A 23,086-nucleotide genomic window follows, 5' to 3' on the forward strand; every position below is an offset into this window, starting at 1 on the left:
CAGTTGAGGTGGGCCCCGTCGCCCCCTCCGCCTAACAGGAAAGGAGCACGCGCAGTGCCTTCATTTTCGAGCACCCTTGAACAAGCCATCCACGGCGCACTGGCCCTTGCCAATGCGCGACGCCATGAACTTGCCACGCTGGAACACCTGCTCTTGTCTCTGATCGACGAACCCGACGCGGCCAAGGTCATGAAGGCCTGTTCGGTTGATCTCGAAGAGCTGCGTCAGACGCTGGTCGAATTCATCGACGAAGAACTCTCGACCCTCGTGACCGAGATCGAGGGCTCCGAGGCCGTTCCGACCGCCGCGTTTCAGCGCGTGATCCAACGCGCCGCGATCCATGTCCAAAGTTCCGGCCGCACCGAAGTGACCGGCGCGAACGTTCTGGTCGCGATCTTTGCCGAACGGGAATCGAACGCCGCCTACTTCCTTCAGGAACAGGACATGACGCGTTATGACGCGGTGAACTTTATCGCCCACGGCGTGGCCAAGGACCCGTCCTTTGGCGAAAGCCGCCCCGTCAAAGGCGCCACCGATTTCGAAGAAGAGGCCCAAAGCGCCCCCAAAGCCGCCCAAGAAGAGGGCGACGGCAAGGAATCCGCGCTGGCCAAATACTGTGTCGACCTGAACGCCAAGGCCGCCGAGGGCGACGTCGATCCCCTGATCGGTCGCGCGCATGAGGTGGAACGCTGTATTCAGGTGCTGTGCCGCCGCCGCAAGAATAACCCGTTGCTGGTCGGCGATCCCGGTGTTGGCAAAACCGCCATCGCCGAAGGTCTGGCGCGCAAAATCGTCAACGGCGAAACCCCCGAGGTTCTGTCCGGCGCGACGATCTTCTCGCTGGATATGGGCGCGCTGCTGGCGGGTACGCGTTACCGCGGTGACTTTGAGGAACGTCTCAAGGCCGTTGTGACAGAGCTTGAACAACATCCCGATGCGGTTCTGTTCATCGACGAAATCCACACCGTGATCGGTGCCGGTGCCACCAGTGGCGGCGCGATGGATGCGTCGAACCTGCTGAAGCCCGCCCTGCAGGGTGGCAAGCTGCGCTGTATGGGCTCGACCACCTATAAAGAATTCCGTCAGCATTTCGAAAAGGACCGCGCCCTCAGCCGCCGGTTCCAGAAAATCGACGTAAATGAACCTTCGGTCGAAGATGCCGTGAAAATCCTCAAGGGTCTGAAACCCTATTTCGAGGAACACCACGCCATCAAATACACCAGCGACGCGATCAAATCCGCCGTGGAACTGTCCGCACGCTACATCCATGACCGCAAGCTGCCCGATAAGGCCATCGACGTGATCGATGAGGCCGGCGCGGCCCAGCATCTGGTCGCAAGCGCCAAGCGTCGCAAGACGATCGGTGCCAAGGAAATCGAAGAGGTGATCGCCAAAATCGCGCGCATCCCCCCGAAAAACGTGTCCAAGGACGATGCCGAGGTTCTGAAAGACCTCGAAAAGACCCTGAAACGCGTTGTGTTCGGTCAGGATAATGCGATTGAGGCCCTGTCCTCCGCGATCAAACTGGCCCGTGCGGGTCTGCGCGAACCAGAAAAACCCATCGGCAACTACCTGTTCGCGGGTCCGACCGGTGTGGGTAAAACCGAGGTCGCGAACCAACTGGCGCGCAGCCTTGGTGTGGAACTGGTCCGGTTCGACATGTCCGAATACATGGAGAAGCACGCGGTCAGCCGTCTGATCGGTGCCCCTCCGGGCTATGTCGGGTTCGATCAGGGCGGGATGCTGACCGATACGGTCGATCAACATCCGCATTGTGTGTTGCTGCTCGACGAGATCGAAAAGGCCCACCCCGATGTCTACAACATCCTGCTACAGGTCATGGACCACGGGAAACTGACCGACCACAACGGTCGCACGGTCGATTTCCGCAACGTGATCCTGATCATGACCTCGAACGCGGGTGCTGCAGAACAGGCCAAGGCGGCCATCGGTTTCGGCCGCGACCGCCGCGAGGGCGAGGATACCGCCGCGATCGAACGCACGTTCACGCCGGAATTCCGCAACCGTCTGGATGCCGTGATCAGCTTCCAGCCGCTGCCCAAAGAGGTCATTCTGCAGGTCGTCGAAAAGTTCGTGCTGCAGCTTGAGGCCCAGCTGATGGATCGCAACGTGACCATCGAACTGACCAAACCTGCCGCCGAATGGCTGGCCGAGAAGGGCTATGATGACAAAATGGGTGCGCGTCCTCTGGGTCGTGTCATTCAGGAAAACATCAAAAAGCCGCTGGCCGAGGAACTGTTGTTCGGCAAGCTGGCCAAGGGCGGTCTCGTCAAGGTTGGCGTTAAGAACGGCGAATTGGACCTGCGCGTCGAGGAACCGACCAAGCGTCAGATCGCCTCGAAAAAGCCGCCGCTGCTGACCGCAGATTGATACGGACGGCCCTGATATCAATGCTTGCCCTCGCCGCACCCTCTGCGGCGGGGGCATTTCTTTTGTCCGTACCCTTGGACTGTGACCTCGGGGACGACTGTTATATCCAACAATATGTAGACCGCGATCCCGGCCCGGGCGCTGCCGATTTCACCTGTGGGCCATTGGCCAATGACGGGCACAAGGGCACGGATTTCGCGATCCCGTCTCTGTCGGCAATGGCCACCGGTGTGAACGTTCTGGCCGCCGCACCGGGCACCGTGACGGGCGTGCGCGACGGTATGGCCGACATCCCCGTGACTGCGGACAATGCCCCCGATATTGAGGGGCGCGAATGCGGCAACGGGGTTGTCATCCGCCACGGTGATGGTTGGGAAACGCAATATTGCCATCTGAAACAGGGCTCGATCGCTGTCCAATCCGGTCAACGCGTGGGCAAGGGCACGGTCCTTGGGCAGGTCGGTCTTTCAGGTCAAACGTCCTATCCCCATGTCCACATGAGTGTGCGCAAAGACGGGGCGGTCACCGACCCCTTTGACCCAAGCGGTACCCCGACCACATGCGACGCGCCCGACACGACCCTGTGGGAGGACCCGATCGCCTATCAGGCGGGCGGGATGATCTCGGTTGGGGTCGCTACGGCGGTGCCCGATTACGACACGGTCAAACTTGGCCCGCCACCTATCGACCAACTGACAACCGACATCCCCGCGCTTGTCCTGTGGGGCTATGCCTATGGGGGTCGTGCGGGCGATGTGTTGCGCATTGATATCGCGGGGCCAAGCGGCTTTCATTTCACCCATGACGCGGAACTGGACCGGTCACAGCCACAGCTTTACCGCGCGGCGGGCACGCGCAATCGGGGCGAACGCTGGCCCATCGGGAGTTACACCGGCACGGTCCACATGCTGCGCGACGGGGTTGAGATTGATCAGCGTAGCGTGACGTTTGACATCACGCCCTAGCGTTCGGTCAGTTTCAATTCGATCCGGCGGTTTTGCGCATAGGCCTCGGGCGTGTCGCCAGCGACCGCGGGGCGATATTCGCCGAACCCCGTGGCGGCCAGACGGCTGGGATCAAAGCCCAACGCATCTGTCATATAGCGCACCACAGACAAGGCGCGCCCTTGGCTCAGTTCCCAGTTATCGCGATAGCGCCCCGTGCCCGACAACGGCACCTTGTCCGTGTGGCCATCGACGCGGATGATCCAGTCGATTTCGGACGGGATTTCGCCCGAAACGTCCCGCAGGATCGACACGACATTGGCGATCTGCTCCTCGCCCGAGGGCGACAAATCGGCCGAGGCGGGTTCGAACAGAACCTCGGACGAGAACACGAACCGGTCGCCCTCGATCCGGACACCTTCGCGGCCTGCCAGAACCTGACGCAGACGGCCAAAAAATTCCGAACGGTAGTTTTCCAAATCCTTGGCCTCGGCGGCCAAACGGGCCGCTTCGGCCTCAAGGCGGAGACGCTCGGCCTCTTCCAACTCGGCGCGGGCGCGTTGTTCGGACGCCGCGCGGGCAAGCGCCGCGTTCAACTGATTGCCCAGCGACTCCAGCTGCACCTTCGCCGCAGCATCGCGCGACGCCGCATCATCCAACAGCGCCTGAAGCGACCCAAGCTGCGCACGCAACTGTGCGATTTGCTGGTTCAACAGGGCGATTTTGCGCTGGCTCTCGGCGGATTTCGCCTCTTCGGCCGACAGGGCCTCATTCGCTTGGGCCAACAGGATTTCCTGTCTCTGGGCCTCGGACAATTGCGCGGCCGCCTCTTGTTCGGCGGCCAGTTTCGCGGCCAATGCGGCGGTCAATTGATCACGCACGGTCGCCTGATCCGGCGCAGCGGCGCGCAGGGCGTCCACCTCGGCCTGTAGGGCATCGCGCGCGGTGATCGCGGCGGCCAGTTGCGCCTGCAGATCGGTTTGGCTGGTCTCGGCGGCGTTTAGAGCGGCCTCAAGTTCACTGCGCCCGTCCTCGACCCCCGCCAATGCGGCGCGCAACGTGTCCGTGTCCAACAATGCGGCGGCCAGTTTTGCGTTCAAATCCGCCTCGGCCGTTTCCGCCGCCGCCAACAGGGTCAGCGTCTCTTCGGCCTGTCTGCGCTGCTCCTCAAGCGCGAGGGTCATCGCGGTCAACTCATCCTGCGCATTGGCCAGACGTTCGCGCAACAGGCGCGCAGCCTCGGCCTCGGCCAACTGCTGGGCCTCTTGCGCGCTTAGTTCCTGCTCCAACTCATCCACGCGTCCCGACAGGGTCAAACGTGCCGTTTCCGTATCCGCCAGATCGGCGCGCATCTCGGCGACCAGCGCCTCAAGCGCCTCACGCTGTGCTGCCGCCAAACGGGCCGCCTCGGCATTGGCGTCGATTTCGGTCCGGGCACGCGCAAGGGCCAGTTGCAACTGCTCCTGCGCTGACAAAAGCTCGGTCTTTTCGGCCTCTAGGGCGTCCAGATCGGCGCGCAACAGGGCACCCTCATCCCGCGCGGCATCGCGCTCGGCCAATAGGGTGGCGACCTGCGCCTCAAAATCGGTGATCCGCGCGGCGGCGGCGGACAGGGACTGCGCCTGATCGTCAATCGTCTGGCTGAGGGTGGCGATCAACGCAGCCTGTTGTTCGGCGGCGACACGCGCCTGTTCTAGCGTCCCCGACAAGGTGCCGATTTCGGTCTCCAACTGGAACGTGCGTTGTTGTTCCAACCCCAAGGCCTCGGCCAGCGCGGAGAGTTCGGCGTTCAGTTGGCTTAGCTCATTTTCCTGACCGGTGATCGTGTCGCGCAGCATGGATTGCACGATCATAAAGATCGACAGAACGAACATCAGCACCAGCAACAGCGCCGTCATCGCATCCACGAAACCGGGCCAGATGCTGGCCTGAAAGCGTTGTCCGGTGCGCCGCGTCAGGGCCATGGCGTCAGTCCTCGGCGCCGGTGGCGCGGCGGATCGTTTGGTTCAGCGTTGACAGATCCGCGCGCAGATTGCCGATGGCCTCTTGGCGACCGGCGCTGATTTCCTCAAGGATGCGCAAGAGTTGCACGTCGATCGAGCGCAGGCGCATCCGGCTTTCGGCGTCGGAATGGGCACTACCGCCCTCGCCCGCGATGGCCTCAATCGCGGTGGCCAGACGATCCTGACCGGCGGCAAGTTGCGCAATCGCCTGATCCAGATCGCGGTTGCCCTCAAGCTGTCCCGCGACGCGGTCCAAGGTCGCGGTCATCTGCGCCAGATGGCCCTCGACGTTATCGCGGTTGGCCTCGGAATTGGCGACGATGGTTTGCAGCGCGTCCATTTGCAGCGACATCTGCTCCATCACCGCCGCGACCGCGCCCATTTCATTCGCGCCTTCGCCCTCGGCACCCGCAAAGCCGATGCGGGTAAAGGTCGACAGCCATTCCTCAAGCTCACGATAAAACCGGTTCTGACCGTGGCCCGCAAACAGTTCAAGCAGACCCACAACCAGCGACCCCGCCAGACCCAACAGGGATGAGGCGAAGGCCGTGCCCATACCGCCGAGCTGGGCCTCAAGGCCGGTCATCAGGCGGCTGAATACGGCGACGCTGTCCTCGCCCTCGGTCGGGGCAAGGGATCGGATGGTCTCCACAACCGCCGGAACGGTCGTCGCCAGACCATAGAATGTCCCCAAAAGGCCAAGGAAAATCAAAAGGTTGACGATATAGCGCGTGATATCGCGCGCCTCTTCGATCCGCGTAGCGACGGATTCAAGGATGGAGCCCGCCGAGGAGGCGCTGATGTGCATGCGCGATTGACGGTTGCCCAAGAGGGCCGCCAACGGGGCCAACAGGCGTGGCGCGCGGCCCTTGCTGTCGTCGCGGTTCTTGCCGCTGAACCGTTCGATCCAGCGCACCGATGAGATCAGTTGCACCATCTGCAGGATACAGGCCAGCACACCGGCCAGAAACACCGCCGCAATCAACCCGTTCAAATAGGGGTTGGCCAGAAACACCGGCGCCACCCGTGGCAGGGCAATATAGCCGCCAAAGGAAAACAGCCCCAGCGCCACCAGCATCAGGAAAATTTGACGGACCGGTTGGGAAAAATGCGGCTCGGCCTCGTGATCGGTCATGTCCATTGGGTGCGTCCCGGATCGTTATTTTACACGCAAAGCCTAGGGTAAGCTGTGCACTGAAACAATCATCAATCTGTCGGATTGGCCTCGCTCACGGCACTCTGAATTTCGCGCACGCGGCGGCTGAGCCAGCTGAGTTCCTCATCCACGATCCCGAGATCGGCAAGGTGCCCTGCGGAATTGAACAGGTATTCGGTGTTCGGCCCGCGCCCACCGACGGCGTGGGTGATGATATGGGCCTGCTCTTCTAACGGCAGGTCGCCGCAATATTGGTCGTGATCGGGGTCAATAATATAGGTCACCGCATCGACCATCCGCCCGTCCGACAGGCGCACGGGCTGAACCGTTTCCAGATAGGCGGAGGAGACCAACTCGCGTTCGCGCAGATAGGCCATGGTTTCCTCTTCGGTGCCGGCGGCGACGCGAAAGGCCACGCCCTCACAGGCCGCGCCGTCCTTGGCGTCCAGCGCAAGGACCAGCCCCGGTTCCTCAACCGAGCCGCGGTGGTGGATCGAACGCATACAGAACGACCTGTGAAACCCCTTAAGGCGGGCCACATGCGTTTCGGAAAACTCAAAGCCCGGGTTCCACACCAGCGATCCATAACCAAACACCCAAAGAGGCGCATTCATTTGTCTGGTCCTTCTGCCACATGCCCATTAAATACCACCATATACCAAAGGTTTGAGGAACCCCAGCCATGCGCAAACTGTTATCCATCACGATCGTATTGGCGCTGTTGTGGGCAGGGTATTGGTTCGTGGCCGCGCGCGGCTTGGACAAGGCGTTGAACGCAGGGATCGAGGCACAACGCGCCGCCGGTTGGACGATTGCCTATGACGATCTGTCGGTGTCCGGATTTCCGAACCGCTTGGACACGACCCTGACCGCACCGACGGTGACCGCGCCAACCAGCGATTTCGGATGGTCTGCGCCGTTTTTTCAGATCCTGACGCTAAGCTATCGGCCAAATCACATCATCGCCGTCTGGCCGGAAACCCAAACCCTGACCCTGCCCGATCTGGGCAAGGTGACGGTCCTGAACACAGACATGCGGGCAAGCGCGGTGGTCCGCGCCGAGGGCGACCTGACGCTGGATCGCGCCAATCTGGTCGCGGAACAGATCGCCGCACGGTTTGAGACGGGCGACCGGATCGCGGCGGACAAGGTGTTGTTGGCCCTGCGCGCAACCGAAGAGCCGACCACCTATGACGTCGCCGTGGATGCGACCGCCCTGTCGGCGGCGGGCCATGTGATCACCGCAACCAAGGTCAACGCGCGGGTCGGCCTGTCCCAACCGCTGAACCGGTTCGCCCTTGCCCCCCTGCCCCATGCGACGCGGGTCGATCTGGACAACGCACGTATCGAATGGGGCGAGACCGTTGTCACAGCAACTGGCGGGTTCGACATCGATCTGGATGGCTATGCGACGGGCGCGCTGACCCTCGGGATTACGAACTGGCGCGCGGCCCTGAGCATGGCTCAGGACATGGGCACAATGCGACCCGCCGATGTCAAACAGGCCACGCGGGTTCTGCGTCTGCTGGCGGCAAGCGATGGGGATGACACGACCCTAGATGTGCCCCTGTCCCTGCGGGGCGGTCAGGTGTGGCTGGGTCCGGTCAACCTAGGTCGGATGCCCCGCCTGCGTTAACGGCAATAGGCGCCGTTGCCGTATTTCGCGACGTCGAAATGGAAATGATCCTTGTGGTATTTGTCTGCATCCGGCCCCAGAACGGTGCCAAACGGACCACAGGCCGATTTGTGCATCTTGGCCAACAACTGCCCCTCGGCGCCCTTGCCCCAATGGCTTAGGACGTTCAGGGTTTTGCCGTTCACGAGGGTCAGTTGCGAGATATCAATCGCCTTACCTTTGCCGTGCTCGGAGACCTTTGCACCGGGTTGGTTGTTGCGGGTACGACAGGAATAGCCCGCCGCGACCGAGAACTTGGCCGGACCGCCGCCAAGACTTCCAATCGCGGGTTTAACGCCCTTATTCACCCATTTATTCAGGGCCTTGGCCGCATCGCAAGTCATCACCGCAGGCGGGTTAAGTTCAACCCCGCCGACCGAATAGACCTCAACCGGATTGGACACGCCACAGCCTTTGAGCGTGCCTTGGATCGGCGACACCTTGCGACCCAAGATCGCCTTGTTGCCACAGATTTTCTGAACCTTGCCGCCGCCAGATAGAACCGGCGCGGGCGCGGGTGCATAGGCGACTTGGGTCGGGCGGGCCTGCGGGCGCAGGGCGACCACGACCGAATAGGCACTGTTCGATGTGGATGTCTGAACCGGCGCGGGCGCGATTGCGACGACCGTTGATCCAGGACGCGGACGCGGGCGGACAGTGTCCGCCGTCGGTCCGAAAACAGGCACGAACAGGGGACCAAAGGGCGGCTCAACCACCGCCGTTTGCGGACGTGGTTTCGGGATCAGGGCGGTCGTGATCGATTCCGCCGAAACCGCCCCTGCCCCCATCAGCATCAGCGCCAGATATGACGCCAGACGCTTCATTCTTTGGTACCGCTGCGTCCGAAATCGGGGGCCTCGGTGTCCTGACCGGCCTCGATGATGCCACGACGGATCGCGCGCGTACGGGTGAAATAGTCGAACAGATGCTCGCCATCCCCCGTCCGGATCGCCCGTTGCAGCGCGAACAGTTCCTCGGTGAACCGCCCGAGGATTTCCAGCGTCGCCTCTTTGTTCGTCAGGAACACATCGCGCCACATGGTCGGATCAGAGGCCGCGATCCGCGTGAAATCGCGAAAACCGGCAGCCGAGTACTTGATGACCTCGCTATCGGTCACACGGCGCAGGTCATCGGCGACCCCCACCATCGTGTAAGCGATCAGGTGGGGCGTGTGACTGGTGACGGCCAGAACCAGATCATGGTGCTCGGCGTCCATTTCGTCGACATTGGCCCCCATACCTTCCCACAAGGCGCGCAAGCGGGCGGCGGCATCGGCGCTGCTGTTTGCGGTTGGAACCAAGAGACACCACCGGTTTTGGAACAGGCTGGCAAACCCTGAGAGAGGCCCCGAATGCTCGGTTCCTGCCAGCGGGTGCCCCGGCACGAAATCGACGCCCTCGGGGATGTGCGGTCCAACGGCGTCAATCACCGCCTGTTTGACCGAGCCGACGTCAGTGACGGTCGCACCCTTTTTCAGATGCGGACCGATCTCGGCGGCAACGGCACCCATCGCGCCAACCGGCACGGCCAGAACCACCAGATCGGCATCCTGAACGGCCTCGGCTGCCGTGTCGACAATCCGGTCGCACAGGTTGATTTTCGCCGCAGTTTCGCGGGTCTCGGCCGAGCGGGCCGTGCCGACGATTTCACCGGCCAGCCCGTGCAGACGCATGGCATGTGCCATCGACCCCGCAATCAGGCCCAGCCCGATCAGGGCAACGCGGTTGTAGATCACGCTCATTCCTTGGCCTCTTTGAACCCGCGGATGGCGTGGACAATACGACGGCACGATGCCTCATCCCCGACCGTGATGCGCAAACAATCGGGCAATTTGTACCCCGCCACGCGGCGCACGATCAGACCGTTTTGTTTCAGGTATGCGTCACAGGCGTCCGCCTCATCCGCGCTCTGGAAGCGCGCGAGGATAAAGTTGGTGTAGGACACGTCGCTGGGCACGCCCACCTCGGCCAATGCCTCGGACAGCCACAGCCGCAGACGGGCATTTTCGGACAGGCATTTTTCCAGATACTCGCGGTCGCGCAACGCCGCCTCAGCCGTGTCCAACTGGGCGTCAGACAGGTTGAACGGCCCACGAACACGGTTCAGAACGTCGATGATCGCCTGCGGACCATAGCCCCAGCCGATGCGCAGCCCGCCAAGGCCATAGACCTTGGAAAAGGTGCGCGTCATGACAACGTTCTCGCGCGCCTCAACCATCGCCGCGCCGCCGTCGAACCCGTCGACATATTCGGCATAGGCCCCGTCCAGCACCAGAATGGTGTGCGCGGGCAGGCCATCGGCAAGGCGCGTGATCTCATCGCCCGTCACAAACGTGCCCGTCGGGTTGGCGGGGTTTGCGATGAAGACCAGTTTGGTGCGCTCAGTGCACGCGGCCAGAATGGCGTCGACGTCCACTGTGCGGTCGACCTCGGGCACCTCAACGGGCGTGGCACCGGCGGCCAGTGTCGAAATCCGGTACATGGAGAACCCGTGTTCGGTGTGGATCACCTCATCGCCGGGGCCGGCATAGGCCTGACAGAGAAAGGTGATGATCTCATCCGAGCCGACGCCGCAAATGATCTTGTCGACATCCAGACCGTGCACCTCGGCAATCGCCGTGCGCAGGGACAGGTGGTCGGTCGAGGGATATCGATGCAACTGATGGGCACAGCGGGCAAAGGCCTCTTTGGCCTTGTCCGACGGTCCAAAGGGGTTTTCGTTGGACGACAGTTTCACAACGTCGGCCACGCCTTCGATTTTGGACTGACCACCCTGATACAGGGCAATCTGCATAATCCCGGGTTGCACTTCGATTTTAGACACGGTGTGGTCTCCTCTTACGCGGGGATTTCTATCCGCCTGCAGGGGCCAAGACCAGACGCAAAGACGCGCGATTGGACCAATGTTGCGCAAAATCCAACGCCACGGCCAAACCGACCCGTCCAAAACAGAAAACCCGCCGAAGTCGGCGGGTTTTCCAGTTCTCGTGAGTGAGAGGCTAAGAACTTAGTTCTTAGCGTAGAATTCGACGACCAGGTTCGGCTCCATAACAACGGGGTACGGAACGTCCGACAGGCCGGGGGTGCGAACGAAGGTCACGGTCAGTTTGCCGTTGTCGACGTCCAAGTAATCGGGAACTTCGCGCTCGGCCGACTGAACAGCTTCCAGAACCAGAGCCATTTGCTTGGAACGGTCACGCACCTCGATCACGTCGCCTTCTTTGACGCGGTAGGAGGGGATGTTCACGCGCTGACCGTTGACGGTCACGTGGCCGTGGTTCACGAACTGACGTGCAGCGAACACGGTCGGAACCAGTTTGGCGCGGTAAACAACAGCGTCCAGACGACGCTCCAGAAGACCGATCAGGTTTTCACCGGTATCGCCTTTAACACGCTCAGCTTCGCCATAGATGCGACGGAACTGTTTCTCGGTCAGGTCGCCGTAGTAACCTTTCAGCTTCTGCTTGGCGCGCAGCTGAATACCGAAGTCCGACAGTTTGCCTTTGCGGCGCTGGCCGTGCTGGCCGGGGCCGTATTCGCGGCGGTTGACGGGCGACTTGGCGCGGCCCCAGATGTTTTCGCCCATACGGCGGTCAATTTTGTACTTGGCAGACGTGCGTTTGGTCACGGCTGATCTCCTTCATAAAAGCGAACGCCGCGGGGCGTTCAGAAGGGCGTTGTCCTTTCCCGTAGGATGGGAGACAGGCATCCCCTTGCGGGGGCCACCAACACCAATGAAAACCCGGCCACAGTGGGCCGGGATGGCGTGCTTATACAGCGCGCGATGTCCGAGTCAATGACGGAATCCGCCCTCATGCTGCAAAATAGCGGCCTCGCCTGTGTTCAGGTTGCGCCGCGCAAACCCGCCATAGGATTGCGGGTCGCGATCCACCGTCGGGAAGCAGGACAACAACTCGGCCCGCTGCGCGTCAGGGACGGCGGCGATGTCGGTGTTGGCGGGGTGAAAGCTCTCGGCATCCACACCGTTGGCGGTGATCACCTGATGCTGCTCCAACATAAGATGGACATAGGTCACGGACTTTAGCGTCGTGTCGACCATGATCGAATGGTCGTTCAACATGTCCTTTGCCGCGATCAGAACCTCGGGCGTGCCAAATAGGGATCGGGCCGCCGGACCGCGCATCAACAAGCGGTGCTCGGGCGAGACCACCAGATCGGGCTGGGGGCAATCAATCCCAAAGGCCTGTGCCTTGACGCGGATCGGACGCAGATGCGGCAATGCATAGAGACGCGCGCCGGACATATAGCGCTGCCCGCGCCAGACGATTTTCTGGGGACCATTGTCGCGCGTGCTGATCTCGTCGCCTTGATGCAGATCCTCGATCAAGCGCGGCCCATGCGGGGTTTCGATCATCGTGCCGGTCGCGAAACAGATCACGCCCTCGGGCTGATCCGTGTGGCGGGTGACAGGCGGGGTTTCGGCGATTTCACGCACGACCCACAGCTCAACACCTGGCGGTGGCAACTGATCGACGAACATCAACAGCGGCGGCTTGCCCACCGTCGTTGGAATTTCCGTTGCCGTGAACGACGCCTGCCCGTCTGTCAGAACAAAGCCCTTGTCCAACAGAGGTGTATTCAGCGGCTCGTAGACCGAGCGCTGAGGATCAAGTGCCGCCCCAACCAAGCGACGCACCGAGCGTGCTGCACGGCGGCGCATGTCTGCCGCTCCATCAGCCTCACCAAGAAGCAAAAAATCACTCGAACCGTCGACCCGCGTCGCGTCGCCATTCCAACGCCACACGGATCCAACCCGCAACGTACCCAAGGGCGCGTTTTTCGCGCCGTCTACTTCTGTGTGCGACCAAGGGATGACAAACGTGCCTTTCAAGCCCGTTTTCATTCCGAAATCTGCCCCAATTATATTTTTATTGGCAGCAGGTTAACACGCGACGTTAATGCTTGTGAAGGAGGGAAATATCCCAAAGTGTAGAATTTTATATACTTTAGAATTTAAGCCGCAGGTCGATGGTGCCGACGATCTGGCTGTCGCTCTGGCCGACGAATTCCTTGCCCAGCCACGTGACCCCGTAAAACAGACCAACCCGCTCGCCCTGCCAGTTCACACCGGCACGCACACGGTCGCGCGTATCGGTCAGCTGCAGACCACTGTTGGCGGGGATGATTGCGCTGTGGAACACCTTGGCGGTGTCCGCCCCGATCAGGAAGGACAGACCACGGTCATCCTTACCCACCGCATCATAGAGCTGGCCGCTGAACTCATCGCGCAGCAGAAGGCTATTCTGACCAAAGCCGCCGAAAATCACGTCCCCACCCACACGGGCAAGGGTCTCGATCCCGCTCTGGACCTGAAAAAACGGACGGAAGGTCACGCCGTCAGAGATACGGAAATCCCCCGTCACATCCAGTTCCGCCGTCAGATAGACCGCGTTGCCAATCTGGTTGGCCAGAACCGCGTCAGACGGCGGCGTGACACCCAACAGCTCATGCGCCTCGCGCTGGAACGATCCGTGGCCCGTATCCGGACCGGTAAAGGCCAGACCGCCCCCCAGACCGATGTCGGCCTTGCCGAACTGAAAATGCGAATAGGCCCCGACGCTAAGCGCACCGGCATAGGCGCGGTCGGCGGGGTTCGGGGTCGTCAGATCCTCGGGCGTGATGGTCGAGGCGTTAAAGCGGTACTCGATCACCTCACCGAAACTGTCGGGCAAATCGCCGGTCCAGTCCTGTCCGCGCACCCAGCTGACCGTGTAGGACGAACTGCGCCACCGGTCGCGCCCATCACCGAACACATCGTTGGTAAAGACACTGCCGATCCCCAAGGTCTTGTTGCCTTCAACCTCGACCTCTTGCGCCATTGCGCCGGTTGCGGCGACCATTACCCCAGCGGCCAGCGCAAATGCGGCACAGATCTGTGTCATATCCGAATCCTGTTCTTGGCCCTTCTGGGCATACGCGTCTTTGGTGTGTTATCCGTTAGTTACAGAATTTGGCAAAAGAATGGAATGTCACGATAATGCGAGACGGCGACCTGTGTGCATTTCGCCCCGCCCCATTGAAATGGGCGTGTCGCGTGGCGTTAACCCTTTGTCTTACCGTCTTTTCCAGCACTCTTAGCTTTGGTCAGATCATGCCCGCCGATGTTCCCCTACCCGAAAAAATCGACATCATCCCCGATGAGACATCCGCATTTTCGGGCATCTGGGCGGGGGAATGGACCGGCGGGATGCGGGTTTTGCTGGTGGTTGAACAGATCACGGACGGCAATCGCGCGCGTGTGGTCTATGCGGTCAACGGGCGCGCAATCGCGAATATCCCGCCGCAATGGGCGCGCCATGATGCGGTGATCATTGGCGACACCCTGCGCCTGACGGGCAAGGACGTGCCAAAAATCGCGTTCACCCTATCGCCGGCGGGGCGTCTGCGTGCGGTGTATGAGGGCGATCAGGGGTTCGGCATCCTGACCAAACAGGACGATCTGGAAAACCTGAACTGGTCGGGTGGCACGCGGTTCATGATCGAAACCGATTTGATTGAGGACGCGGGCATCGTGCGCCTTGACGTCACGACCTTTGCCCCGCCGGGGGATGGGCCGTTTCCGTTGGCGGTTGTGAACCACGGCTCAACCGGACGTGGGACACAGGCGGACCGGTTTGCCTCGAACTGGGCTGACGGACGACTGGCCGATGCGTTGAACGCACAGGGGTATATCGTCGCCTTTCCCATGCGACGCGGACGGGGAAAATCTGATGGCCTTTACGACGAAGGGTTCGGCGATGACCGGTCCAAGGGCTATACCTGTAACGCCGAGCAATCCGTCGCGGGGTCCGAGCGCGCAGCCGAAGATGTCCGCGCCGTCATCAAATCCCTTCAGGCACAGCCCCATATCACCGACGATCCGGTCCTGTTGGCGGGCGTCTCGCGGGGCGGTGCATTGTCCCTGAAACTGGCCGCCGAGGGCGACATCCCAACCCGTGGCGTGATCAATTTCGTTGGCGGCTGGATCAGCGACAAATGCCCGACCGCCACCCGCATCAACACCGCCGTCATGACCGCGAAATCGGATGTGCCCAGCCTCTGGATCTACGGGAACGAGGACGCATTCTATGCGATCACCCACGCCCAGAAAATATTCGAAAAGTACAAGGCGAATGGCGGCAACGGCACCTTTTCCGCCTATGACCTACCCGGATCGGGGAACGGCCATTGGGTACATGCGTTCCCGAACCTGTGGGAACAGCCGGTCACGAAATTCCTGACCGACCTATCCAAATAAGGCGGGGCGCCCGCACTGGCGGACGCCCCAAGTGGCCAAGAGTGGAGACAGTCTTAGTTGGCCACACGTTCCAAGAATTTCAGCATCTTATCCCCGATAACCTCGGCATGGTCCTCAAGCGCGAAGTGACCGGTGTTCAGCAAGTGGAACTCCACGTCGTTCAGATCACGCTTGTACGGATGCGCGCCCGACGGCGGAAAGATCGCGTCATTTTCACCCCAGACGATCAACGCCGACGGCTGGTGCTGGCGGAACAAGTCCTGCCAATGCGGATAGTGTGTCAGGTTAGTCCGGTAATCGTAGAAATACTCCAACTGAACCTCTTGGTTTCCCGGGCGGTCCAACAGGTATTGCACATTCCAATAGTTGTCCGGATTGATCTTGGACGGATCCTGAACGCCGTGGGTGTATTGCCACTTGGTCGCCTCAAGGGTCAGGAACCCGCGCAGGGCCGCCTCATTCTCACCGGCGGGTTCTTCCCAATAGGCGCGGAAAGGGTCCCAGAAGTCCGTCAGCCCCTCTTCGTAAGCATTGCCGTTTTGGATCACGAAACCTGTGACTTGCTCGGGATGCGCGGCAAACAGTCGATAACCAACCGGCGCGCCGTAATCCATGACATAGGCGGTGTAGTGCTCAATCCCCTTGGCATCCAGCAACGAACGGACCGTCGCCGCCGCGTTGTCAAAGGTGTAGTCATAGTCGTCAGCCGGCGGCATGTCGGACGCGCCGAACCCCGGATAGTCGGGGGCGATGACATGATAGTCGTCCTCAAGGATCGGGATCAGGTCACTGAACATCTGCGACGAGGTCGGGAACCCGTGCAAGAGCAGAACCGTCGGCTTGGACGGATCGCCCGCCTCGCGATAGGCGATGCTGATGCCATCGGCATCATGGGTGCCATAGGTTACCTCCGCCCGCGCGGCAGAGCCCATGGTCACCGGCAAAAGCAGCGCGCCCGTCAAAAACGCAGCGGCCGTGGTCATCAGGATATCTTGTTTCATTGGTCGTCCTCCTAAAGATAAGAAATGGGTCGTGGATGGTCAGGCAGTCGCACTTGTCGCTTGGGCCAAGGCTGCTTTGAGGCGTTCAACCTCTTTGCGCAGCTCAAGCGTTTCTCCGGCAAATTCCTCAACCGTCAGACGGCGAGGGATATGGCGCGGGCAGTTCCAGCTCATCGCCTCGATTTCGATGATGAACAGGCGTTCGATACGGGCATCACTGCCGTCCGGGCGCAGGGCCTCGGCGGCTTCGGGATTGTCCTCGGCCTCAATGATGCGCACAGTCCCCCAGATTTTCAGACGGCGCGCATTCACATAATCCACCGCGATCAAGGCGACCCGCGGATTGACCCGCATATTGCCCGTCGACAGGTACTGACGATTGCCTGCCAGATCGGCGAACCCGATGGTTTTCTCATCCAACAGCTTGATAAAGCCCGCCGGACCACCACGGAATTGCACATAGGGCCAGCCCGTTTCGGACACGGTCGACATGTAAAACCCGTCCCGCTCCAGCAGGAACGTGGCCTCGGCCATGGTCAGGACATCCCCGCCCTGCCGCTCATCCGATAGAAACTTGGCATAGCCCTCGGCAGAGCCACGCTTTTCCTGTTCGGCGCGGACAGTGGGCGTGAAGGCCAGTTTTGCAAAGGACAATGCCATGGTTTCTCTCCATTTCTCAGGGCCTAGAGGCCCAGTTCACTCAGGCCGGGGTGGTCGGCAGGACGCGGGCCATTGGGCCAGCGGAACAAGCGGTCTTCTTCGCGGATCGGCTGATCGTTGATTGAGGCGCGACGCACGGCCATCAGACCGTCCTCGGCAAATTCCCAGTTCTCGTTCCCATGCGAACGGATCCAGTCGCCATCGGCCGTTTGCCATTCGTAGACAAAACGCACGGCGATGCGGTTGCCGTCCTGCGCCCAGATTTCCTTGATCAGGCGGTACTCGGTTTCCTTGGCCCATTTGCGGGTCAGGAAATCGGCGATCTCTTCGCGTCCGTTCAGAAACTCATCCCGGTTCCGCCACACGCTGTCGACCGTATAGGCCAGCGCGACCTTTTGCGGATCACGGGTGTTCCACGCATCTTCGGCGGCGCGCACTTTCTGCATCGCGGTTTCGCGTGTGAACGGAGGGAACGGAGGACGAGACATTGTATTCCTTTCAATTGGGTAGGGTCTTCCGACCGACGCCTACAGAGACGACGAGAAGTGGATACGCCGGTCGGAAGAAACAGCCCGGGACAGGATCGGGCCGTATTCGGTGTTTCAGGTGATCAGATGGGCCATGGGCCCGAACTGGCACAGGGCGGCACACAGGGTGTCAGTCAGATGCAGGCCAAGCCCGTCGATATGCTCCAGAACCATCCCCGCGGAAATCGAAACCGACAGGACAAGCGGCCCGAAGGGCGGCGTAAATGGCAAAACCGAACGTCTCATATTTCTGCACCTCGCAACTTGGTGTACCGATCTGTTAACTCATGCCATCATAGGTGTACCGATCTGTCACCTATTGCAAGCGTTTTTTTGAAAAATTTTTGAGGCGCACCCCCAAAAGGGGCACTAACCCACCATTTTTTAAGTTATTTTCAGGGTTGTTCAAAATTTTTGATCCACTATATATGGATCACAGATCAGTACACCGAAGGCAGCGGAATGCGGCAGAACAAACGAGATGAATTGGTCCGTAAGGCCCTGGATACGTTTTATAAAAACGGGTTCACTGCGACTGGCATGGATATGCTGGTCAAAGAAACGGGCGTGTCCAAGACATCCATGTACAAGCACTTTCGTACCAAGGACGAACTGATTCTGGCGGTGCTTCGCCTGCGCGACGAACGGTTCCGCGACTGGCTCTATCGTCGTATAGATGAACTTGGCGGGGATAGCGCGCGTGGCAAGCTGATTGCACTGTTTGATGCATTGGGCGAATGGTTCGGCGAGACCTATTTCCAAGGCTGTATGTTCATCAAAGCCAGCGCCGAGTTCCAAAAAGCAGACTGCCCCATCAACATGCAGTCCGCCGAGCACAAACGTATTTTGCTGGACTACTTTGCGGGCCTTTGCGCCGAGGCAGGGGCCGAGAACCCGCGCGATCTGGCCTATCAATTGTTGATCCTGAAAGAGGGCGCAATCATCCTTGCGGCGATGAAACACACCACGGAACCAGCCATCCACGCCAAGGCGGCGGCGCAGACCTTGCTGGCGTCTGCGTTGGACGGTGGCAGCGTGGCCTCGACAGCCACAGCCGCCGAATAAATCGATTGCGATCTGATCGCGCACCCCCAATACGTGCATTCAATTGCGAGATGTGCACCTATTGATGCACTCGCGCCATCAGTCTATCCTTTAGGATAGCCTGCGCATTTTTCTATACAGCAATGGTCACAAACACAGTTGAGATCGGTTGACCTTTCTCCGGAATGGGTGTGCGCTCTGCGCCACCACTTATAATCGGGGCGTTGGCCCCCAATAAAACGAACAACCGCCTTTTGGGGGGCATAAATGACGACCGCATCCATCGAAGACCACCTGTGCTTTTCCCTGTACAGCACGTGGAGCATCGCCCACCGCACATTCAAATCCGAGCTTGGCGAACTGGACCTGACCTACCCCCAGTATTTGGTCATGATGATCCTGTCCGAGCGTGACGGCCAGTCCGTCAAAGCCATCGGCGAACGCATCTTTTTGGATAGCAGCACACTGACCCCGCTGCTGAAACGGCTGGAGGCCAAGGGCTGGGTCAAGCGCGAGCGGGATTTCATTGACCAGCGTCAGGTCAATATCTCTCTAACGCCCGAGGGCCGCGCCAAAGCGGATGAGGCAGGCGCCCTGCCCGACTGCCTCAGCCTACTGAGTGGCCTGCCGGAATGTGACATCAAGGCGCTCAAGGACCAGATCGATTCCTTGCGCGACACGTTACACGCGCAAATGACCGCATAACCCAACGCAAAACGGCCGCAGAATTCTGCGGCCGTTGTTCATTTTGTGGGACGGTTTAGGCGATCCGGCCCAGGATTTCCGAAATCGTGGTGACGATACGGTCGATTTCCGCCTCGGTGATGATCAGGGGCGGCGACAGGGCAATGGTATCCCCCGTCACGCGCAACATCACGCCCGCCTCCCACGCGGCATTCAGCACCTCAACCCCGCGCGCACCAACCGCACCATCGCGGGCGTGCAGCTCAATCCCTGCGACCATGCCGAGGTTGCGGATATCTTTGACCATCGCATTGTCCCGCAGGCTATGCACTGCGGCCTCCAGAACCGGCGCCATTTCGGTGCCGCGTTCAAACAGGCCCTCTTCGTCATAGGTGTCCAGCGTCGCAAGCGCAGCGGCAACCGCAATCGGATGCGCCGAATAGGTATAGCCGTGGAACAGTTCGATCGGGGCATCCGCGTTGTCCATGGCGGACTGGTAAATCTTGGAGGACACCATCACCGCACCCATCGGGATCGTCCCGTTGGTCAGGCCCTTGGCCGTCGTGATGATATCGGGAACGACGTCGAAATATTCCGCGGCCGAGGCTTTGCCCAGACGGCCATAGGCGGTGATGACCTCATCAAAGATCAACAGGATGCCATAACGGTCACACAGTTCGCGCAGGCGGCGCAGGTATCCGACCGGCGGGATCAGAACGCCGGTCGAGCCCGCGACGGGTTCAACGATCACGGCGGCGATGGTGGACGGATCGTGCAGTTCGGCCATACGGATCAGATCGTCGGCCAGTTCGGCACCATGCTCGGGGCAGCCTTTGGAGAACGCGTTGCGCTCAAGGTCGTGGGTGTGACGCAGGTGGTCCACACCGGTCAGCATTGAGCCATAGTGCATCCGGTTCTTGACGATCCCGCCAACCGAAATCCCACCAAAACCCGAGCCGTGATAGCCGCGCTCGCGCCCGATCAGGCGGGTACGGGCCGCGTCGCCGCGCATGCGGTGGTAATGGATCGCGATTTTCAGGGCGGTATCGACCGCCTCGGACCCCGAGTTACAGAAAAACGCGTGGTTCAGATCGCCGGGGAACATCGCCGCAAGGCGGGTCGAGAGGTCGTAGATCTCGGGCGTGCCAAAGTTGAAATGCGGCGCGTAATCCATCGTCGCGACCTGTTTCTGGACGGCCTCGACGATCTTGGGGCGGTTGTGGCCCGCGTTGACGCACCACAGACCGGCCGAGCTATCGAGGATCTGACGCCCGTCGTCCGAGGTATAATACATCCCGTCCGCCGCGCGCAGCAGACGCGGGTTTTCGTTGAACGCACGGTTCGGGGTATAGGGCATCCAAAAGCTGGACATTACATCATTGGACAGGGTCATAAGGTGCCTCGCAGAAATGGGTTAAAACAGTTGTCCCACCGCTCTGCTTGGCGATCAATCCTGCTTTGGATCACAGAATCGCGCCCTTGTTATTTCGCGGTTTTTTGACAAAGTGCTCTGGATACAAAGCAGGAAATCACGCATGTCCACGCCCCCTACCCCGACCGACGCCTTGCTGGCGCGCCGATTGCGCGTGATCCGCAAATCCAAGGGCCTGTCGCAACGCGAATTGGCGCGGCGTACGGGCGTGGGATCGGGCACGATTTCCCAGATTGAATCGATGGCGATGCAGCCGTCCGTCGCCGTGCTGAAAAAGATCCTCGACGGCATTCCGATGGACCTTGCGACGTTCTTTAGCTTTGAGCTTGAGACCGCCCAATCCCCGATTTTCCGGCGCGAGGATCACATCGACATCGGCGCGCCGGGGGTGCGGTATCTGTTGATCGGTGCGCAGGTGCCGGGTCGGAACCTGCAACTGCTGCACGAATATTATGAACCCGGGCGCGATTCCGGGCGCCGCAACCTGTCCCATGAGGGCGAGGAATGCGGCGTGGTCATTCGCGGGCGGCTGGAACTGACCGTCGGGGATGAGGTCTATGTGCTGAGCGCGGGGGACGGGTATTATTTCCCGTCCACCACGCCGCATCGGTTTCGCAACAGTGGCACAGAGGTCTGCGAGGTCGTCAGCGCCTGCACCCCGCCCACGTTCTGATCAGTGCGAGATCATCCAAGGGCGTTTCGTCGGAAAGCTTTTGGAGCCATCGGGACGATAGAGCGTCTTTGATTTCTTCTTGTGGCCACCGCTACAGCACCCGCAGCCCGGACCGTGCGAGGACAGCTTTTTCGGGCTGTCGGAGGCGCGTTCGTTGGTTTCGTGGGCGTGGCGGGTGGACGATGACACGCCCGACACATGGGGCGCGGTCATCATGATGCGCGGCGCGGTCGCGGCGCAGTCGGGGCAATCACAGGGATCGGCGAATTTCGACATGGGGGCAAGGGCTTCAAAGGGGCCGCAGCTGTCGCAGAGGTATTCGTAAACGGGCATGGTCCGGACTCCGTTAAATTCGGGATGGCGGGCCCGCGCGGGGCCCGCCCGTCAGCATCACAGATCGGGGGCCAGCGGCACGTCGACCGAGCCGTCCAAGAACTTGGTCGGGCCATCGGGCGAGGGCATCATATTGCCGCCGAATTCAAAGATATCGGTCGGCAGCCACAGGGTCGCACAGGCGTTCGGAATATCCACCACGCCCGAGATATGCCCCTGCACCGGCGCGGTCCCAAGGATCGCATAGGCCTGCGCGCCGGTGTATCCGAACTTTTTCAGATACTCGATCGCGTTCAAACACGCCTGACGATAGGCGATGTGCACGTCCAGATAATGCTGGGTGCCGGCTTCATCGACCGAAATGCCCTCGAAAATCAGGAAGTCATCGTATTTCGGCTGAATGGGCGACGGGCGGAACAGCGGGTTTTTGACACCGTATTTCGCGACACCGTCTTTGATCAGCTCGACCTTGAGGTGCAGCCAACCGGCCATTTCGATCGCGCCACAGAAGGTGATTTCGCCGTCGCCTTGGCTAAAGTGCAAATCCCCCATCGAGAGACCCGCGCCATCGACATAGACGGGGAAATAGATTTTGGAACCGCGGCTGAGGTCCTTGATGTCACAGTTGCCGCCATGTTCGCGCGGCGGCACGGTGCGCGCGCCCTCGGCGGCGGCCTTGTCGCGGGCCTCGCCTTTCATCGCGCCCATATGCGCGCTCTGGGTGTTGGGCAGCGCGGCCAAGGGCGGCGTGCGGTCGGGGTCCGTGTCAAACAACGCCTTTTCGCGGCTGTTCCACATGTCCAGCATCTTGCGATCCGGCAAACAGCCGATCAGACCGGGGTGGATCAGGCCCGCGTATTTCACGCCGGGAACGTGGCGCGATTTGGTGAACATGCCGTCGATGTCCCAGATCGATTTCTGGGCCTGCGGGAAATGTTCGGTCAGGAAGCCGCCGCCGTTCTGTTTGGAAAAGAACCCGTTAAAGCCCCAGAGCATGTCCTCTTTGGCCCCGATGTCGAGGATTTCGACAACCAGCAAATCGCCCGGCTCGGCCCCTTTGACGCCGATGGGACCGGACAGATAGTGTACCTGTTCCAGCTCCACGTCGCGCACGTCGGAGGCGTCGTCGTTGTTCTTGATCTGGCCACCGGTCCAGTCATAGGTCTCGATCTTGAAATCATCGCCCGGTTCGACCCAGACATTGATCGGAATATCGGGGTGCCAGCGGTTGTGCACGTTCTCGTTGGTGTGCGGGCTTTCGCTGAGGTCGACCGAAATAAGTGTATCAGCCATCTTACTGTCCTTT

General features: G+C 60.7%; 23 protein-coding genes. 7 read left to right on the forward strand and 16 right to left on the reverse strand.

Translation table 11 applies throughout. The annotated features are described in order from the left end of the window. Positions 1-54: 54 nt before the first annotated feature. Positions 55-2,391 carry an ATP-dependent Clp protease ATP-binding subunit ClpA gene (gene clpA / locus R1W00_RS03325; RefSeq protein ID WP_317261293.1) on the forward strand — a complete coding sequence of 779 codons (2,337 nt, stop codon included), beginning with the start codon at positions 55-57 and terminating at the stop codon, positions 2,389-2,391. Between the two features lie 62 nt (positions 2,392-2,453). Beyond that, positions 2,454-3,356, forward strand: a complete 903-nt coding sequence (locus R1W00_RS03330; RefSeq protein ID WP_317261294.1) for a M23 family metallopeptidase — start codon at positions 2,454-2,456, stop codon at positions 3,354-3,356. On the opposite strand, the gene R1W00_RS03335 is transcribed toward R1W00_RS03330, so the two are convergent. The 3 genes from R1W00_RS03335 to R1W00_RS03345 all read right to left on the reverse strand — a co-directional run bounded on the left by R1W00_RS03335 (position 3,353) and on the right by R1W00_RS03345 (position 7,108). After that, positions 3,353-5,299, reverse strand: a complete 1,947-nt coding sequence (locus R1W00_RS03335; protein WP_317261295.1) for a peptidoglycan -binding protein — start codon at positions 5,297-5,299, stop codon at positions 3,353-3,355. The genes R1W00_RS03330 and R1W00_RS03335 overlap by 4 nt on opposite strands. Positions 5,300-5,303: 4 nt before the next feature. Next, positions 5,304-6,479: a biopolymer transporter ExbB gene (locus R1W00_RS03340; RefSeq protein ID WP_317261296.1), complete on the reverse strand. Its 1,176-nt coding sequence runs from the start codon at positions 6,477-6,479 to the stop codon at positions 5,304-5,306. 65 nt (positions 6,480-6,544) lie between these two features. Beyond that, positions 6,545-7,108 carry a gamma-glutamylcyclotransferase gene (locus R1W00_RS03345; protein ID WP_317261297.1) on the reverse strand — a complete coding sequence of 188 codons (564 nt, stop codon included), beginning with the start codon at positions 7,106-7,108 and terminating at the stop codon, positions 6,545-6,547. Between the two features lie 68 nt (positions 7,109-7,176). On the opposite strand from R1W00_RS03345, the gene R1W00_RS03350 reads away from it, so the two are divergent. Further along, positions 7,177-8,130, forward strand: coding sequence for a DUF2125 domain-containing protein (locus R1W00_RS03350; RefSeq protein WP_317261298.1), 954 nt, complete (start codon positions 7,177-7,179; stop codon positions 8,128-8,130). Here the strand turns inward: R1W00_RS03350 and R1W00_RS03355 are convergent. The 6 genes from R1W00_RS03355 to R1W00_RS03380 form a co-directional block, all read right to left on the reverse strand. Then, positions 8,127-8,993 carry an extensin family protein gene (locus R1W00_RS03355; RefSeq protein WP_317261299.1) on the reverse strand — a complete coding sequence of 289 codons (867 nt, stop codon included), beginning with the start codon at positions 8,991-8,993 and terminating at the stop codon, positions 8,127-8,129. The two genes, R1W00_RS03350 and R1W00_RS03355, sit on opposite strands and share 4 nt — an antisense overlap. Then, complete coding sequence (locus R1W00_RS03360) at positions 8,990-9,910, reverse strand: prephenate/arogenate dehydrogenase family protein (protein ID WP_317261300.1); 921 nt, start codon at positions 9,908-9,910, stop codon at positions 8,990-8,992. Before R1W00_RS03360 ends, R1W00_RS03355 begins: the two co-directional genes overlap by 4 nt. Beyond that, positions 9,907-10,962: a histidinol-phosphate transaminase gene (hisC, locus tag R1W00_RS03365; RefSeq protein ID WP_317261598.1), complete on the reverse strand. Its 1,056-nt coding sequence runs from the start codon at positions 10,960-10,962 to the stop codon at positions 9,907-9,909. Before hisC ends, R1W00_RS03360 begins: the two co-directional genes overlap by 4 nt. A gap of 213 nt (positions 10,963-11,175) precedes the next feature. Continuing rightward, entirely contained in the window at positions 11,176-11,796 is a 621-nt protein-coding gene (rpsD, locus tag R1W00_RS03370; protein WP_317261301.1) for a 30S ribosomal protein S4, read from the reverse strand. 165 nt (positions 11,797-11,961) lie between these two features. Further along, complete coding sequence (locus R1W00_RS03375; protein WP_317261302.1) at positions 11,962-12,849, reverse strand: Hint domain-containing protein; 888 nt, start codon at positions 12,847-12,849, stop codon at positions 11,962-11,964. A 286-nt stretch (positions 12,850-13,135) separates the two neighbouring features. Further along, positions 13,136-14,071, reverse strand: a complete 936-nt coding sequence (locus R1W00_RS03380) for a lipid A-modifier LpxR family protein (RefSeq protein WP_317261303.1) — start codon at positions 14,069-14,071, stop codon at positions 13,136-13,138. Between the two features lie 152 nt (positions 14,072-14,223). Here R1W00_RS03380 and R1W00_RS03385 point away from each other — a divergent pair, with 152 nt between their 5' ends. Continuing rightward, the gene (locus R1W00_RS03385; RefSeq protein WP_317261304.1) at positions 14,224-15,426 is read left to right on the forward strand and encodes a dienelactone hydrolase family protein; all 1,203 of its coding nucleotides are present in this window, start codon (positions 14,224-14,226) and stop codon (positions 15,424-15,426) included. A 53-nt stretch (positions 15,427-15,479) separates the two neighbouring features. Here R1W00_RS03385 and R1W00_RS03390 read toward each other — a convergent pair whose 3' ends face one another. The 4 genes from R1W00_RS03390 to R1W00_RS03405 form a co-directional block, all read right to left on the reverse strand. Beyond that, complete coding sequence (locus R1W00_RS03390) at positions 15,480-16,427, reverse strand: alpha/beta hydrolase (RefSeq protein WP_317261305.1); 948 nt, start codon at positions 16,425-16,427, stop codon at positions 15,480-15,482. Between the two features lie 39 nt (positions 16,428-16,466). Next, a complete protein-coding gene (locus R1W00_RS03395) occupies positions 16,467-17,087 on the reverse strand; it encodes a pyridoxamine 5'-phosphate oxidase family protein (protein WP_317261306.1) in 621 nt (206 codons plus the stop codon). Positions 17,088-17,110: 23 nt separating this feature from the next. Then, on the reverse strand, positions 17,111-17,575 hold the full coding sequence (locus R1W00_RS03400; RefSeq protein WP_317261307.1) for a nuclear transport factor 2 family protein: 465 nt from the start codon (positions 17,573-17,575) through the stop codon (positions 17,111-17,113). A gap of 114 nt (positions 17,576-17,689) precedes the next feature. Further along, positions 17,690-17,860 (reverse strand): hypothetical protein, encoded by a 171-nt coding sequence (locus R1W00_RS03405; protein ID WP_317261308.1) that lies wholly within the window; start codon positions 17,858-17,860, stop codon positions 17,690-17,692. 216 nt (positions 17,861-18,076) lie between these two features. On the opposite strand from R1W00_RS03405, the gene R1W00_RS03410 reads away from it, so the two are divergent. Together R1W00_RS03410 and R1W00_RS03415 are read left to right on the forward strand one after the other, a co-directional pair. Further along, complete coding sequence (locus R1W00_RS03410) at positions 18,077-18,679, forward strand: TetR/AcrR family transcriptional regulator (protein WP_317261309.1); 603 nt, start codon at positions 18,077-18,079, stop codon at positions 18,677-18,679. A 246-nt stretch (positions 18,680-18,925) separates the two neighbouring features. Next, positions 18,926-19,363: a MarR family transcriptional regulator gene (locus R1W00_RS03415; RefSeq protein WP_317261310.1), complete on the forward strand. Its 438-nt coding sequence runs from the start codon at positions 18,926-18,928 to the stop codon at positions 19,361-19,363. 55 nt (positions 19,364-19,418) lie between these two features. On the opposite strand, the gene R1W00_RS03420 is transcribed toward R1W00_RS03415, so the two are convergent. Continuing rightward, complete coding sequence (locus R1W00_RS03420; RefSeq protein WP_317261311.1) at positions 19,419-20,735, reverse strand: aspartate aminotransferase family protein; 1,317 nt, start codon at positions 20,733-20,735, stop codon at positions 19,419-19,421. A 142-nt stretch (positions 20,736-20,877) separates the two neighbouring features. On the opposite strand from R1W00_RS03420, the gene R1W00_RS03425 reads away from it, so the two are divergent. Next, positions 20,878-21,447 carry a cupin domain-containing protein gene (locus R1W00_RS03425; RefSeq protein ID WP_317261312.1) on the forward strand — a complete coding sequence of 190 codons (570 nt, stop codon included), beginning with the start codon at positions 20,878-20,880 and terminating at the stop codon, positions 21,445-21,447. Here R1W00_RS03425 and R1W00_RS03430 read toward each other — a convergent pair whose 3' ends face one another. Next, positions 21,448-21,780 (reverse strand): zinc ribbon domain-containing protein, encoded by a 333-nt coding sequence (locus tag R1W00_RS03430; protein ID WP_317261313.1) that lies wholly within the window; start codon positions 21,778-21,780, stop codon positions 21,448-21,450. 57 nt (positions 21,781-21,837) lie between these two features. Further along, positions 21,838-23,073 (reverse strand): formamidase, encoded by a 1,236-nt coding sequence (gene fmdA / locus R1W00_RS03435; protein ID WP_317261314.1) that lies wholly within the window; start codon positions 23,071-23,073, stop codon positions 21,838-21,840. Positions 23,074-23,086: the final 13 nt, after the last annotated feature.

The organism is Rhodovulum sp. FJ3 (assembly GCF_032918305.1).
Classification (GTDB): Bacteria; Pseudomonadota; Alphaproteobacteria; order Rhodobacterales; family Rhodobacteraceae; genus SAT37.